This is a genomic window from Croceitalea sp. MTPC6 (assembly GCF_036985525.1).
GTDB lineage: Bacteria > Bacteroidota > Bacteroidia > Flavobacteriales > Flavobacteriaceae > Croceitalea.
Genome location: NZ_BTGR01000002.1, coordinates 196,270 through 212,000 on the forward strand (window position 1 = coordinate 196,270; position 15,731 = coordinate 212,000).

At 36.9% G+C, this 15,731-nt stretch carries 12 protein-coding genes; 6 read left to right on the plus strand and 6 right to left on the minus strand.

The window, feature by feature from the left end:
- The first annotated feature begins 73 nt into the window (after nt 1–73).
- From katG to AACP56_RS05330, 4 genes are all read left to right on the plus strand, one after another.
- On the plus strand, nt 74–2,272 hold the full coding sequence (katG, locus tag AACP56_RS05315; RefSeq protein WP_339336570.1) for a catalase/peroxidase HPI: 2,199 nt from the start codon (nt 74–76) through the stop codon (nt 2,270–2,272).
- Between the two features lie 286 nt (nt 2,273–2,558).
- Nucleotides 2,559–3,320, plus strand: a complete 762-nt coding sequence (locus tag AACP56_RS05320; RefSeq protein ID WP_339336572.1) for an exodeoxyribonuclease III — start codon at nt 2,559–2,561, stop codon at nt 3,318–3,320.
- An 8-nt stretch (nt 3,321–3,328) separates the two neighbouring features.
- The gene (locus tag AACP56_RS05325) at nt 3,329–4,891 is read left to right on the plus strand and encodes an FG-GAP repeat domain-containing protein (protein WP_339336574.1); all 1,563 of its coding nucleotides are present in this window, start codon (nt 3,329–3,331) and stop codon (nt 4,889–4,891) included.
- A 31-nt stretch (nt 4,892–4,922) separates the two neighbouring features.
- A complete protein-coding gene (locus AACP56_RS05330; RefSeq protein WP_339336576.1) occupies nt 4,923–5,963 on the plus strand; it encodes an NADP(H)-dependent aldo-keto reductase in 1,041 nt (346 codons plus the stop codon).
- On the opposite strand, the gene AACP56_RS05335 is transcribed toward AACP56_RS05330, so the two are convergent.
- From AACP56_RS05335 to panC, 6 genes are read right to left on the minus strand one after another with little or no spacing between them, the layout of a single operon-like run.
- Complete coding sequence (locus AACP56_RS05335; protein ID WP_339336578.1) at nt 5,960–8,131, minus strand: outer membrane protein assembly factor BamB family protein; 2,172 nt, start codon at nt 8,129–8,131, stop codon at nt 5,960–5,962. The genes AACP56_RS05330 and AACP56_RS05335 overlap by 4 nt on opposite strands.
- Nucleotides 8,132–8,167: 36 nt before the next feature.
- On the minus strand, nt 8,168–9,529 hold the full coding sequence (gene radA / locus AACP56_RS05340; protein WP_339336580.1) for a DNA repair protein RadA: 1,362 nt from the start codon (nt 9,527–9,529) through the stop codon (nt 8,168–8,170).
- Nucleotides 9,530–9,575: 46 nt separating this feature from the next.
- The gene (locus AACP56_RS05345; RefSeq protein ID WP_339336582.1) at nt 9,576–10,718 is read right to left on the minus strand and encodes an alpha/beta hydrolase; all 1,143 of its coding nucleotides are present in this window, start codon (nt 10,716–10,718) and stop codon (nt 9,576–9,578) included.
- A 24-nt stretch (nt 10,719–10,742) separates the two neighbouring features.
- A complete protein-coding gene (locus AACP56_RS05350; protein ID WP_339336584.1) occupies nt 10,743–11,708 on the minus strand; it encodes a lysylphosphatidylglycerol synthase transmembrane domain-containing protein in 966 nt (321 codons plus the stop codon).
- 2 nt (nt 11,709–11,710) lie between these two features.
- A complete protein-coding gene (gene panD, locus AACP56_RS05355) occupies nt 11,711–12,061 on the minus strand; it encodes an aspartate 1-decarboxylase (RefSeq protein ID WP_339336586.1) in 351 nt (116 codons plus the stop codon).
- A gap of 17 nt (nt 12,062–12,078) precedes the next feature.
- On the minus strand, nt 12,079–12,924 hold the full coding sequence (panC, locus tag AACP56_RS05360) for a pantoate--beta-alanine ligase (RefSeq protein WP_339336588.1): 846 nt from the start codon (nt 12,922–12,924) through the stop codon (nt 12,079–12,081).
- 102 nt (nt 12,925–13,026) lie between these two features.
- Between panC and AACP56_RS05365 the strand changes: the two genes are divergently transcribed.
- Nucleotides 13,027–13,836: a glycogen/starch synthase gene (locus AACP56_RS05365; protein WP_339336590.1), complete on the plus strand. Its 810-nt coding sequence runs from the start codon at nt 13,027–13,029 to the stop codon at nt 13,834–13,836.
- A 5-nt stretch (nt 13,837–13,841) separates the two neighbouring features.
- A complete protein-coding gene (locus tag AACP56_RS05370; protein WP_339336592.1) occupies nt 13,842–15,704 on the plus strand; it encodes a DUF4270 domain-containing protein in 1,863 nt (620 codons plus the stop codon).
- Nucleotides 15,705–15,731: the final 27 nt, after the last annotated feature.

Sequence of the window (15,731 nt, forward strand, 5' to 3'; positions counted from 1 at the left end):
TGCCACTTTTATTTTATTATAAGAGCATTACTTTTAAGGGTATTAATTACGTAAATCAAAAAATCAACATACTATGAGCGATGCGCACAATGGAAATGGCGACCCAAGCCAATGTCCTTTTTTAAGTGGAAAACAAAATGCTACTGGTGGGGGTGGCGTAAAAAACAGAGATTGGTGGCCAAATGAATTAAAATTGAATATTCTTAGGCAACATGCTACAAAATCTGACCCTATGGGTGAAGATTTTGACTACGCAGCTGAATTTAACAGCATCAATTATGACGAACTCAAACAAGAAGTAATCGATTTAATGACAAACTCGCAAGATTGGTGGCCTGCAGATTATGGTCATTATGGTGGGTTTATGATTCGTATGGCATGGCATAGCGCAGGAACGTACAGAGTGGGTGATGGTCGTGGTGGCGCAGGAACCGGTAACCAACGCTTTGCTCCAATCAATAGCTGGCCAGATAATGGGAACCTTGATAAAGCGAGGCTTTTGTTGTGGCCCATTAAAAAGAAATACGGAAGAAAAATCTCTTGGGCAGATTTAATGATTTTGGCAGGTAACTGTGCCTTGGAATCTATGGGCTTTAAAACTTTTGGTTTTGCAGGAGGTAGAGAAGATATCTGGGAGCCAGAACAAGATGTATACTGGGGTAGCGAAACAGAGTGGGGTGCCAATGAAGATAGATATGCAGAAGGGGATCTAGAAGATCCACTCGCTGCTGTGATGATGGGTTGGATTTATGTAAACCCAGAAGGTCCTAACGGGAATCCAGACCCAATGGGTTCAGCCCATGACGTTCGTGAAACTTTTGGACGTATGGCAATGAACGACGAAGAAACCGTTGCATTAGTTGCAGGAGGACATACTTTTGGTAAAGCGCACGGAGCTGCAGACCCCAACAAATATGTGGGTGCAGAACCACATGGAGCTTCCATTGAGCAGATGAGTACTGGATGGAAAAACACCTACAAAAGTGGTGTTTTAGAAAATACTATCACTAGTGGAATTGAAGGTGCTTGGACACCCAACCCAACCCAATGGGATGCAGATTATTTTGATGTTTTATTGAACTACGATTGGGAATTGACCAAAAGTCCAGCAGGAGCGCATCAATGGACACCAACAGCAGCATCTAAAGCAAAAATGGCACCAACGGCAGATGACCCTAACGGACAACAAGCCTTGATGATGACCACTGCGGATATTGCGTTAAAAACCGACCCTGAGTATCTTAAAATTTCAAAGCGTTTTCATGAAGACCATGCCGCTTTTGAAGATGCTTTTGCTCGTGCTTGGTATAAGCTTACACATAGGGATATGGGACCGATTGACCGTTACTTAGGACCGGAAGTTCCTAGTGAAGAGCTGATTTGGCAAGACCCAATTCCTAAAGTGAATTACACCTTGAGCGATTCAGATATCGATTCTTTAAAGAAGATGATATTGGCATCTGGCTTAACTGTTTCAGAAATGGTGAAAACTGCTTGGGCTTCAGCCTCAACGTATAGAGACTCTGATAAAAGAGGAGGGGCTAACGGCGCACGCTTACGATTGGAGCCGCAACGTAGTTGGAAAGTGAACAATCCAGAAGAGCTAAATAAAGTATTGAATGTGCTAGAAGGGATCCAAAAAGAATTTAAGGATACCGTTTCAATGGCAGATTTAATTGTATTGGCTGGTACGGCTGGTGTGGAAGAAGCTGCTAGAAATGCTGGGCACAATATTTCAGTTCCTTTTGCACAAGGCAGGGGTGATGCAACCCAAGAACAAACAGATATTGAGCAGTTCAATTACCTAAAGCCTTTGGGAGATGGATTTAGAAACTATCTTAATGCTAATTTAGATATTAAGGCAGAAGACCTATTGGTAGATAAAGCGAACTTAATGGCACTTTCCATTCCAGAAATGACAGTTCTAGTGGGTGGAATGCGTGTTTTGGGGGCAAACTATGATGGCTCTGAGCATGGAGTGTTTACAGATAGCGTTGGAAGTTTAACCAACGATTTCTTTAAAAACCTATTGGACATGACTTATACTTGGGAAGCTACTGATGATAGTCAAACCATTTTTGAAGGTCGTGATAGAAGAACCGGGAATGTAGCTTGGACAGGAACTAGGGCAGATTTGATTTTTGGTTCCAATACAGAGCTAAGAGCAGTTGCTGAGGTCTATGGTACTGATGATGCAAATGAAAAGTTTGTAAAAGACTTTGTTGCCGCTTGGACCAAAGTGATGAATGCAGACCGTTTTGATTTAAAGTAATTACTCCAAAATAAGTATAGCTAAGAAGCATCCTGATTTTATTGGGGTGCTTTTTTATTTATTTCTCAAACGAAATGGCCAATCATTTCCCGAAGAATCTGTAAAATGAAAACGACTTCCGCTAGGGAAGGAGGAAATATCTTGACTTATCTTTCCGCCAGCTTTGGTGATTGTTTTCTTAAGATTTTTGGTCTTAAATCCTATATAGTTGACATGGGTTTTATTTTGATGAATTAAGGTAAATGATAAGCACTAAAATTAGCTATTTTTAAACAAAATTTGATTAATGAAAATTGTTTCCTACAATGTAAACGGTATCCGTGCAGCATTAAACAAAGGGTTAATAGAATGGTTACAATCTGTAAACCCAGATGTAGTTTGTATACAGGAGACAAAAGCCATGGAAGAGCAAGTGGATGTCTCACTTTTTGAAGCTGCAGGATACAAATACAACTATTGGTTCAGTGCCCAAAAGAAAGGATATAGCGGGGTTGCACTTCTATGCAGAAAAGAGCCTGACCATGTGGAGTATGGCACAGGAATAGATTACATGGATTTTGAAGGAAGAAATATTAGAGCGGATTTTGGAGACCTTTCTGTAATGAGCATGTACCTACCCTCTGGTAGTAATATGGACAGGTTGGAATTTAAACTTACTTATATGGCAGATTTTCAGAAGTATGCCAATAAGCTTCGTAAAACCCATCCAAATCTAATTGTTTGTGGAGACTATAATATTTGTCATAAAGCAATAGATATCCATAATCCGGTCGGGTTAAAAAATGTATCAGGGTTTTTGCCTGTTGAACGCGAGTGGATAGGTAACTTTATCGAGAGTGGCTTTATTGATAGCTTTCGTCATTTTAATAAAGAACCCCATAACTATACTTGGTGGAGCTATCGTGCAAATGCTAGGAACAACAACAAAGGCTGGCGATTGGATTATGGTATGGTCAACGATTCTTTAAAAAACAGATTAAAGAGGTGCGTAATTCTAAACGAAGCTAGACATAGTGATCATTGCCCTATTCTTTTAGAGATAGATTAAAATTGCTTATGACAAAAAACATAGTTTTTTCTGTTTTTGTAGTTGTTTCTATGATTGTTGGGGTTCTTTTTTTAGATAAAATAAAGAAACCAAAAAGTGATTTTGGATATCAAGAAGTGTTTCCCAATCCCAAGGAACAAAGAACGGGCTTAGATTTAGCAAAAATCTATTGTTCATCTTGTCATAAATTTCCAGAACCAAAAGAGTTAGATAAAGAGACTTGGGAGACTACGGTTTTACCTAATATGGCTTTTAGACTTGGGTTAAAAGTTGAAGGTAAAAATTGGTATGATGGGATAGACCCTTCAGAATTACCAGCGATTAAAAAGATGAATGTTTATCCAGAGAAGCCTGTTATAAAAAAGGATGAATGGAATTTAATTAGAGACTACTATCTAGAAAACGCGCCTCAAGAACTAGCTGTCATCCAAAGAGATGAAACTATTAAAACGAATGAATTTCCATTTGCACTTCAGTCTATTGAGATTGGAAAAAGCACATTGCCACATGTAACCCTTTTGGAATATGATGAAGCTAACTCAAAACTTTACATTGGGGATTACCTGAATTTTTATGCAATTGATGCAGTTGGTAATATCACAGAAAATATGAAACTTGAGAGCCCCGCATCTGATATAGACTTCACGATAAAGGACAACCCTTTTCTATTGACTATTGGAAAAATAGAACCATCGGACCAATACTTAGGAAGTCTTGGGCCATTAGATAAATCAAACAAAGGAAAGACCATTTCCCAACTAAAAAGACCTGTTAATTTTGAGATTGAAGATTTTAATAATGATGGTCAACTAGATGCACTTGTGTGCAATTTTGGGCATAACCAAGGCACGCTATCCTTGTATAATGATTTTAAAAAAGAAGAAGAAAATATTTTGAGTTATTTGCCAGGAACAAGAAAAGCAAAAGCTAAAGACTTAAATAATGATGGTAGAATAGATATAGTTGCTTTGATGACTCAAGCAAGAGAACAAATAATGATTTATTATAACCAAGGAGATGGGAAATTTGATGAAAAAATAGTACTTAAGTTCTCTCCAGTTAATGGCACAAGCTATTTTGAATTACATGATTTTAACGAGGATGGATATCAAGACTTAATGGTTACCAATGGTGATAATAGAGATTTTTCAGCAATAGAAAAGCCATACCATGGTGTTAGGATTTATTTAAATGATGGTGCAGATAATTTTGAAGAATCTTTTTTCTTCCCAATGTATGATTGTGGAAAAGCCATGGCCGAAGATTTTGATAAGGATGGCGATTTGGACATAGTGGCAGCTTCTTTTTTTGCCAAATATTCAGAAAACAGAAAAGCGGAAGAAAGTTTGATTTACTTAGAAAATATTGGGAACATGAATTTTAAACCAGCTTTTATTAATAATTCTATACACGGGAATTGGCTTACAATGGAGGTGGCAGATTTTAATTTAGATGGTAAAAAAGACGTTATGTTAGGCACTTTTATTTATGACATTAATGAAATGATGAGCATAACTAACAGCACAGGTAATTTTTCTTTTCCTCAGGTTTTATTACTCACACAGCTATAGAATTATTTAAGTTTACAAAAAAATTGTCTTAATGAAATATACCTTTATTCCACATACTAAAATTAGGGTAAGTAAAATTTGTCTGGGGACCATGACTTGGGGTCGCCAAAATTCGGAAGAACAAGGTCATGAACAAATGGATTATGCTGTGGAACAGGGGATTAATTTCTTTGACACCGCAGAATTGTATCCTGTTCCTGCAAAAAAAGAACTGTACGCGGTTACCGAAGAGATTATAGGGAATTGGTTTAAAAAAACAGGTAAGCGAGAAGAAATAGTTTTAGCCAGTAAAGTTGTGGGTCCTGGGGATTATACCAAGTTTATAAGAACTACAGGATTTAGTAGAGATTCTATTCTTACAGCTGTAGAGGGGAGTTTAAAAAGACTCCAGACAGATTATATAGATTTGTACCAACTACATTGGCCAGAAAGAAATACCAACTTTTTTGGTCATCGCGGTTTTAATGCAGATTCTCCAGATTTTTGGGAGGATAATATCCATCAGATATTGGAAACGTTGAGGGATTTGGTAAAAGAAGGTAAAATAAGAAATGTAGGTATTTCTAATGAAACCCCATGGGGAGCTATGCGTTTTTTAGAAGAAGCTAAAGTTCATCAAGACTTGCCTAGAATGGTCACGATTCAAAATCCATATAATCTATTAAATCGATTGTTTGAAGTAGGACTTTCTGAAGTTTGCATACGAGAGAAAATAGGATTATTGCCCTATTCTCCTCTGGGTTTTGGTGTTTTGAGCGGGAAATATTTAGGTGGACAAAAACCACGTAAAGGGAGAGTTACTTTGTTTCCCAATTATAATCGCTATAGTGGTGAAAACTCTATGACCGCAACCCAAAAATATTATGATTTAGCACAGGAACATGATTTGTCTTTGACCCAAATGGCACTTGCTTTTGTCAATACTAGGAACTTTGTAACCAGTAACATTATTGGTGCAACATCCATGGAGCAATTAAAGGAAAACATTGATAGCATTAATATTGATTTGTCAGCTGAAGTTTTGGAAGGGATTGAAGCAATACACAATGAGATTCCTAATCCTGCGCCTTAATCTGGCAATGCGTAAGCACGATATTCATCCCCGGATTTTGTGCCCATTTTACCGCCACCACAAGCAATAACCACATATTGTTTTCCATCTATTTCGTAGGTTGCGGGTGTAGCGTAACCTCCTGCTGGTAAATTACTCTCCCAAAGGAGATTCCCAGATTTCATGCTATAGGCACGAAACTTTTCATCTTTTGTGGCAGCAATGAATAAGACACCACTAGCAGTTATTACGGGGCCACCATAATTTTCTAAGCCGGATACAGGATATTTAGGGTCGTTTAAATCTTCTTCATGACCGAATGGAATTTTCCATAGGTATTCGCCCGTATTTAAATCAATCGCATTTAGCGTTCCCCATGGTGGATTCATTACAGGAAACCCTCGATTATCTTTAAAACGACCAAAACCGGCTACTGCATAAGGTACTTTGATGGAACTTTCTTTCACACGATGGTCTGTTGTGGATTCTATTCCAGAAATATAATTGGAAATACCTTCTATTTCATTATTGGATAGATTTGGCATTCCTGGCATTGCACCTTTTCCATTTTCAATGATTTTTTGAATAGAATCAACGGAAAAACGCGCTTTCACATTGTGTAGTTCTGGGATTGCGCCTAAACCTTGTAATTCACCCCCATGGCAGCGAGCACAATGAATCTGGGTTAAGGAACCACCAAAGTCTGATTTTTCACCAGTTTTACTTCCTACTTTTTTCATTCGTACAATCCAAGCCATTTCATTAGAATTCACATACATAATTCCTTTGGTCGGGTCCAATGCAGCCCCGCCCCATTCAGCACCACCATCAGCACCTGGATATAACAAAACACCAGTGGTGTCAATGGGTATAAATTGCCCCTTAGAAGTAATCTGTTTGAATTTATCCAAGACAGTTGGCGGATTTATATTTTGGTCTTTGTCCACAAAATCATCCACAAATGCAGGCTGATTTGGGGCATATAAATCAGCTTCGTTTAGTAATTGTTTTGCAAAAGGTTTTGGTTTTGTTGGTAAGGGTTGTGTTGGATGTGCCTGTTCTCCTTCTAAAAGTGAATTTGGATATGGTTTTTCTTCAATAGGAAACAAAGGTTCACCGGTCAAACGATTAAAAACAAAAATATGGCCACTTTTAGTCACTTGTGCAACAGTAGGAATTTTTTTTCCATCACGATGCATTTCAAAAAGATTTGGAGGAGCTGGTAAATCCCTATCCCAAATATCATGATGTACAAATTGAAAATGCCAAATACGTTCACCAGTTTTTACATTAAGCGCTAAAAGTGAATTTGCAAATAAATTTTCACCATGTCTATCCCCACCATACCAATCGAAAGCTGCAGAACCAGTTGGGACATATGCAATTCCTCTTTCTTGGTCCATGGCAATTCCTGCCCAACTATTTGCTCCACCAACTGTCTTATAAGCATCTTTTGGCCAAGTGTTATAACCAAATTCACCTGGTTGGGGGATAGTATGGAATGTCCATTCTATTTTGCCAGTTAAGACATTGTATGCTCGGATATGACCTGGAGAAGAACCAGGACCTTCACCAACACGTGTACCCATGACCAAGGTGTTTTGATAAATAGCTCCTGGAGTGTTGGCGACCACAGATAGCTTTTCAGGATTACGACCTAAACCATCTCTTAAATCAATGTTTCCGTTATTTCCAAATGATGATATTGCTTTTCCATCTTTAATATTTACCGCATATAACTTGCTTCCAGAAGTGAAAAATAAACGACTTTGCTCGTTTGAGTTGGATTTCCAAAAACTCAACCCACGATTTAAACCTAAGCCTGAATTGTCTTTACTATTGGGTTCAAATTTCCAAAGTTCCTCTCCAGTTTTTGCATCAATAGCGAACAATTCTATTGCTGCGTTTACTCCAAAGAGTTTGTTACCTACAACTAATGGATTGGTCTGTATTTGTGTAGTCCTGCCTTCTTCAAGTCCACCACTTTTATAGCTCCAAGCCAGTTCCAATTGTTGTACGTTAACAGTATCAATTTCGGTCAATTTACTGTAGTGAGACCTTTCAGAATCTCCTAGATAATCATTCCAATTGCTATAGTCTGCCTGTTCAGAATTGTTGGTATCATCTTTTTTGCAAGAAGTCGAGAAAATGACTGTTCCAAGTAGAAAATATGAGAAGATTTTTTTCATTATCGGCTGATTGGTTTCCTAAAGATAAGGACTTTTCTAGCCAAAGAGTTCTATTACGATTTGCTCTATTTTTGAAGCTAATTTCACTTGAATTTGGGTTTTCTTTAATCCAATTTTATTGTTTTTGGAAACATAAATTGTTTGAAATCCAAGTTTTTCTGCTTCTAAAATACGTTGGTCTACACGCTGCACTGGCCTTATCTCACCTGCTAAACCTACTTCAGCCGCAAAACAAACTCCCTTTTCGATGGGAATGTCACTATTACTTGAAAGAATTGCCGCTATAACAGCTAAATCGGTAGCTGGGTCATCAATGGAAATTCCACCTGTAATGTTTAAAAAAACATCTTTTGCAGCAAGCTTAAACCCTGCTCTTTTCTCTAGAACAGCCAGCAACATATTTAGACGTTTAGCATTAAAACCAGTTGCTGAACGTTGAGGTGTTCCATAAACTGCAGTACTTACTAAAGCTTGAATTTCTATAAGTAAAGGGCGCATACCTTCAACGGTTGCTGCGATGGCCGTGCCACTTAATTCTTGGTCATTTTTTGAGATTAAAACTTCAGAGGGGTTGTTCACCTCACGAAGGCCACTGCCTTGCATTTCGTAAATCCCTAATTCTGCAGTTGAGCCAAATCTGTTTTTTAAAGAGCGTAAAATCCGATACACATAATTACGATCACCTTCAAATTGTAGAACAGTATCTACCATGTGCTCTAAAATCTTGGGTCCGGCAATAGTTCCATCTTTAGTAATGTGCCCAACTAGGATAACGGGAGTATTACTTTCCTTAGCGAATTTGATCAGCTCTGCAGTACATTCACGTATTTGAGAAATACTACCTGCGGCTGACTCAATATAATCTGAATGTAAGGTCTGGATAGAATCTATAACAACTAAATCTGGCTCTAAGGCTACGATTTGCTGAAAGATATTTTGAGTCTTTGTTTCGGTTAGGATAAAGCAATTCTCAGAATTTGGATGAATGCGATCTGCGCGCATCTTAATCTGTTTTTCACTTTCTTCACCAGAAACATAGAGCGTTTTGTAAGCTAACTTAAGAGCGATTTGAAGTAATAATGTACTTTTTCCAATTCCAGGTTCTCCGCCAAGCAATGTTAATGAGCCCGGGACTAAACCTCCTCCTAAAACACGATTAAACTCAATATCTTGAGTATTGATTCGAATTTCCTTATCACTACTTATTTCATTAACCCGCAAAGGTTTAAAAGTTTTCTGAAGGGTACTTGAATTGGTTTTCCAAGCCTTTTTTTCTTCTTTTTGGACCACCTCTTCAACAACAGTGTTCCATTGTTTGCAGGATGTACACTGCCCAATCCATTTTGGGTATTGAGTGCCACAATTTTGACAGAAAAAAGCTGTTTTGGTCTTTGCCATAAACCGTTAAGGAATTTGGCTAAAGATAAGTTTTAAGTTCTAAATTTTAGTAGCCAAAGTCTGCTTTTAGAGCATCTATTTTTTCAATGGCCAAATCTTTGGTCAAAAAGTCAATTTCCTCCATTTGATAGGCTTTTTCAAAGGCTTTCATTGCTTTTTTAGGCTCTCCCAATAACTCCAAATATTCTCCTTCAAAATAAAAGCCCATCATAGTTTCTGGATAAAACTTTTTGCAAAGTTTAGCCAACTCCTTTAAAGATTCATAATCTTCTTTTTTTGCCGAGCCGGCATAAATTGCCATTACATCATTGAGCTCTACTGCTTTTTCAAAACCTAGCAAATCTTCGATTCGGGCGTACTTATCTTCTAAATATTTGAATACAGGTTCCTCAGATTTTAGTATTTTTTCCTTGTATTCTTTAGGGCTAATGGGTCTAAACAGTTTAAAAACGTTATCAAATGCTTTGCTGATACCATATGCCGCTATTGAAATATGATCTGGTTCATCATATTGATCAAAGAAATAATGAATATTGTCTTTAGTTATAGATTTGATGGCATTATCCATTTGTAAAATTTGCTGCCTACCATCAGTCTTTTCTTTTTCTAAAATTAAATTGTAAAATATTTCTTGGTCCAAATCCAATAACCTGGAAGGCACACGACTTTCCATCTCTGTAGCGAGTACTGGTGATATGGTTAAGTAAGAATTGAACAAAGACGTATCCTTAAACAAAAAGTAGTTTCCAAAATTAGCAGTGATGTCATAGCCAATAAACATTTTGAACGGAGCAATATTATAGTTTGTCTCTAAGTAAGGAATTAATTCAGTACCTAAAAACTCATAAAATAATTTTGCCTTTTCTGTAGGCAAACCAGTTGTTTGCTCATAATCACAATCCTCCCACCTTATATCATTTTCGCTTTGATGAATGCCTACTACTACAGCTTGTGGCATTCTATTGTGTTCGCTATAGAACTTAGCATTGGCTACAACGAGGTCAAAAAGATAATCTGCATCTAGAACAAGGATTAAAGGATACTTTTTGTCTTCAGTATAATCCTCTGGAAAATAATAAGAGACACCCCTTCTTTCTTGAAGTTTAAACGATTCGAAAATTTCTTTTTGTACTTGTGCGTTTACACCAAAGCAAATAAGGGCCAGTAGTGGCAAAAGGAATTTTGTCATTTGTTAGACTTTTGATAATCAGTATTATCGGTTTCGATTCAATAACGGAAGGAGGACAAAAGATATTGCCCCAAATACAACCACCATTAAGGTTTGTGCAGTCCACATAATCCACCCATAAGCTAACCCAGAATTTTCGCTCACCCCATAAACCATTAAAGCTGCAGATACTGCAATAGGGAAAAAACCAAGCCCACCATTTGTTGTGGCCATCGCGAAAGCACCTGCTACAAATGCCACTAGAAAAGCTCCCACAGGCAAATTAATAGTATCTAATACGGTAAATTTAATAACCCAAAACATGGCTATGTAACAACCCCAAATAAAGAAAGTATGAAAAACAAAAGCCCATTTGTTTTTCATTTTTGAGATACTAAGTACCCCATCTAGCATTCCGGTTAGAAAGTTCTTAATTTTTAAGGCGAATGGCGAAGTTGATTTTTTTATGATTCGTATTGCTATGATAAGCCCAAATACTCCTGTAATGAGAACTGCTAATGAGCCAAAAAGACCAATGCCGTTGCTGTTAAGTATTTCCAATATTATATCTGCTTGCAAGAATAGCGCAAGTACTATGATTAAAAGAAGCATTATAACATCTATAATACGTTCTGTCACAATAGTTCCAAAACCCTTTTCAAAAGGGATGTCTTCATATGTGTTAAGTGCAGTTGCACGCAAAAACTCACCTGAACGTAAAATTAAAATATTGGCAAAATAACTAATTAAGACAATCAAGAAGCTATTGGATAATTTTGGTTTATAGCCCAAAGGTTTTAATAAATAAACCCAACGAATGGCTCTTGAAAAATGACTTAGAACACCTATGGATATAGATATGAAAACCCATAACAAATCTGCATTCTTTACAGCACTGTAAATATTTTTACGGTCTTCCTCTGAGGTAGACGAATAAGAGTACCACACCAGAAAGGTTCCCAATGCAATAGGGATAAATGTCTTTAGAAATTTTTTGGTCGAATCACTCAAAACTAGTTGAGTAAGTTAGTCTCTTCATTTGGAAAAACTAATGCAGGATTAAAGCTTTTCGCTTCTTCAATATCCATGCTGCCGTAAGTAATCAAAATTAAAACATCACCAACGGCCACCCTTCTTGATGCCGCACCGTTTAGTGTAATTTCTCCTGAGCCTCTAGGGCCTGGTATTGCATAAGTTTCCAGTCTTTCTCCATTATTGTTGTTGACAATCTGAACTTTCTCACCTCGAATTATGTTTGCAGCATCCATCAAATCTTCATCTATGGTAATGCTACCGATATAATTAAGGTCGGCACCTGTGACCTTCACTCTATGAATCTTTGATTTTACAACTTCTATTTGCATGGTACAAATTTACTGATTTACAGTGCAATATTGTCGATTAAACGAATGCCTTCAGCGTAAACGGCAATGAACGCCCTGTATTTTATATTTTCTTGCTTTTTTATAATGGGAGTCAGTGTTTCTACATCTGCAATCTGAAAATATTCTAATTCAAAAATTTCATTGTTTTCAAATTCAGTTTCTACGAACTCCAAAATTACTTTAGCACTTTCCGTGCCAAATTTTGCTTTGGCAGATTTAAGGGTTTCATATATAAAACCGGCATTTCCCCTGGCTGAATTTGATAGTCTTTCATTACGGGAACTTCTTGCCAATCCATTAGGTTCTCGCTCGATGGGACAACCAATTATTTTAAAAGGGAATTTTTTGAGTTCAACTAATTTTCTAATGATTTGAAGTTGTTGAAAATCCTTTTCCCCAAAATAAGCCCGAGTAGGTTTTACCGTAAGTAAAAAAAGCTCAACTATGGTAGCTACCCCATTAAAATGACCAGGTCTAAATTCGCCTTCCATTACTTTTTCCAGGCCATTAAAATTAAATTCTTTAGATGTTATATTTCCACTATAGATTTCTGAAGCAGAAGGTGCAAAGATTAAAATCTTATTGGATACCTTTTTTAACAACGAGATGTCCTTTTCTAAATCTGCAGGATATTTTTCTAAATCTTCCCTCTTATCAAATTGGGTGGGGTTGATAAAAATACTTACTGTAGCAATGTCATTTTCTTTTACTGCTCTTTCAACAAGTGAAATATGACCACCATGTAATGCTCCCATTGTAGGGACAAAACCTATGGTACAGTTTTTGTAATCCTTGGAAAGTAAAACGTCTTGTAGTTCTTTTTTGTAATGTATTACTTGCATGAAATAGCATAAAAGCTCGCAAAAATACTATAAATACTGCATATCTACATAATTTTTGTACTTTTGCAGCTACGTTTTTTCAGATACATAAAAATTGCGTTTATGAATGGTAAAAAGATATTGTTTGTATCTTCTGAATTAGTGCCTTACCTCCCAGAGAATCAAGTCTCTTTAATGTCTTACGAAGCCCCTAGAATGGTCAACAGTAATGGGGGTCAAATACGTATTTTCATGCCTAGGTATGGGAATATTAATGAAAGAAGGCATCAACTGCACGAGGTAATCCGTTTGTCAGGGATGAATTTGGTCATCAACGATATGGATATGCCTTTAATTATTAAAGTTGCTTCAATCCCTAAAGAACGGATTCAAGTTTACTTTATAGATAATGAAGAATATTTTAAGAGGAAAGGAACATTTACAGATAAAGAAGGAAATCTTTTCCCTGATAATGATGAACGGGCAATATTCTTTGCTAAAGGTGTTGTGGAAACCGTTAAAAAACTCAACTGGACCCCAGACATTATTCACGTGCAAGGTTGGATGGCTTCTCTTCTACCACTCTACCTGAGAGAATATTATGCAGATGAACCAATTTTTGCGGATAGCAAGATTGTAACTTCAGTCTACAGTAAAGGTTATGAAGGAGAACTGGACCAACAAATGATTAAGAAAATAGCATTTGATGGTATTGATGAAGGCAAAATAGAATCACTTAGTGAACCCGACTATAATAATTTGTTAAAGATAGCAGTAGATTATTCAGATGCAATTATTTTAGCCTCAGAAGAGGTTTCTGACGATTTAAAGCAACATATCGAAAGTCTTCAAAAGCCTGTTCTGCCCTATGTCTCTGTTCAAGAATCTGAAGAGGCGTATTCTAATTTCTATAAAACAGAGGTTCTAAAATAAATTACATGAGCTTTTTTGGTAAAAACATACTTTCGGCTTTAGCCGTTGTATTTGTTGTAGTGTTGATAGCTTCCTGTGAAGAAGAGTTAAATACGATTGGTGAAGGCGTCGTAGCTGGAGTACCTTTTACTACGGGCAGTGCAGAATTTGATGTTTTTGCGTTCAACAAAAATATAGAAGCCGTACAGACCAATAGGTTGCCTATTTATCAATTAGGTAATTATAACGATCCAATTTATGGTAAAACAGAAGCTAGGATTACCTCTCAACTAAGATTGGCAACAAACAACGGAAGTATTTCAAATACTTTTGGAGATTTGTCACAATCTACAGAGGATATTGCTGGAACCGATGATATAGAATCAACTATACCCGAAAATGAAACGGTTAAAGAGGTAATTCTATATTTACCATACCAATTGGCTCAGGCAAATAGAGATTCTGATGGGGATGGGGTTGAAGATGAGTTTGATGATGACCCTTTGGACCCAAACTCTGACGAGGATGGAGATGGTTTATCAGATAATGACGAGAGGATTAGGGGAACGGATCCTTTTAATCCAGACACAGATGGTGATGGAGTAGGTGATGCTGCTGATGACGACTTTGTGGCAAATACTTTCTCTAGAAAGTTTGATTTGGATAGTATCTTTGGTAACCGAAATGCACCTTTTCGAATTAAGGTGGAACATTCTACCTTCTTTCTCCGAGATTTGGACCCAAACAGTAATTTTGAAGAATCCCAAGAATATTTTTCAAACCAACAGTTTTCGCCGGCATTCGTAAATGAAGTTTTAGCAGATACTTTGATTACCGTAAGCAACGAAGAATATTTGTTTTTTAATGAAGATGACCCGGAAACCAGCGATGTGGATGAGTCCCTTACCATTGATACGCGTTTAGATCCAGGAATCAGAATCAAATTGGATAAAGATTTCTTCCAAACAAATTTGTTGGACAAAGAAGGAGGTTCAGAGCTTTTAAGTCAATCTAATTTTAATGACTTTTTACGAGGGTTGCACTTTTCAATTGACTCTTCTTCGGATATTATGATATTATTAGACTTAACTCGAGCTAATCTAACTGTTACGTATGAATATGATAATTTTGTTACTGATGATTCTGGTGATAGTGGGTCTGTTAATTCAACAGAAAGGGCAGAACGTGACTATGTACTCACTTTTCTGCAAAGGGGCAATAATGTTGTAATAGGGAATGCAGTTAACACTTTTAATAATGATACTTACCCAGCAGCTGTTACAGCTAGTCTTGATAATAACGAGAATGCAGAGCGGATTTATTTAAAAGGAGGCGCGGGAACATTTACTGAAATACAACTTTTTGACGAAGTTGATGCTTCTGAAATAATTAATGAAATTAAACAGAACAATTGGATAATAAATGAGGCAAATTTAGTTTTTTCAATTGACAGAGAGACCTTAGACGCGGCTGGTGGGACTATCGAACCACCTAGACTCTACTTGTTCAATGCAGAAACCAACCAACCTTTATATAATTCATCAACAGAATTCAGTACAGCAGATACACCCCTTGGCCTATTTCTAAACTATGATGGAATTATTGAAAAAGATGGTGATAAAGGAATTAATTATACGGTTAAAATCACCGAGCACATAAATAATATTCTAGTTAGAGATTCAACCAATGCAAAACTAGGCCTTACCTTGACCTCAAATATTAGTATTCTAAACGTTGCTAATGCTATGAGCAGTTCTGGAAATGAAATTGATGTGCCAATTATGTCTTCGGTCAACCCATTGGGAACGATACTCTTTGGAAGTAATGTTTCTGCAGCGGATGAAGCCAAAAAATTAAAGCTTCAAATTTCATACACAGAGGCAAACTAGCTTTCTTAGAGCATAGTAGTACGACTT

Bases quoted from the DNA above. Each gene is read 5' to 3' on its own strand.
- AACP56_RS05335 (WP_339336578.1), bottom strand. From the start codon at position 8,131: ATGAAAAAAATCTTCTCATATTTTCTACTTGGAACAGTCATTTTCTCG.
- AACP56_RS05320 (WP_339336572.1), top strand. From the start codon at position 2,559: ATGAAAATTGTTTCCTACAATGTAAACGGTATCCGTGCAGCATTAAAC.
- AACP56_RS05365 (WP_339336590.1), top strand. From the start codon at position 13,027: ATGAATGGTAAAAAGATATTGTTTGTATCTTCTGAATTAGTGCCTTAC.
- radA (WP_339336580.1), bottom strand. From the start codon at position 9,529: ATGGCAAAGACCAAAACAGCTTTTTTCTGTCAAAATTGTGGCACTCAA.
- panC (WP_339336588.1), bottom strand. From the start codon at position 12,924: ATGCAAGTAATACATTACAAAAAAGAACTACAAGACGTTTTACTTTCC.
- AACP56_RS05345 (WP_339336582.1), bottom strand. From the start codon at position 10,718: ATGACAAAATTCCTTTTGCCACTACTGGCCCTTATTTGCTTTGGTGTA.
- panD (WP_339336586.1), bottom strand. From the start codon at position 12,061: ATGCAAATAGAAGTTGTAAAATCAAAGATTCATAGAGTGAAGGTCACA.
- AACP56_RS05370 (WP_339336592.1), top strand. From the start codon at position 13,842: ATGAGCTTTTTTGGTAAAAACATACTTTCGGCTTTAGCCGTTGTATTT.
- AACP56_RS05330 (WP_339336576.1), top strand. From the start codon at position 4,923: ATGAAATATACCTTTATTCCACATACTAAAATTAGGGTAAGTAAAATT.
- AACP56_RS05325 (WP_339336574.1), top strand. From the start codon at position 3,329: ATGACAAAAAACATAGTTTTTTCTGTTTTTGTAGTTGTTTCTATGATT.
- katG (WP_339336570.1), top strand. From the start codon at position 74: ATGAGCGATGCGCACAATGGAAATGGCGACCCAAGCCAATGTCCTTTT.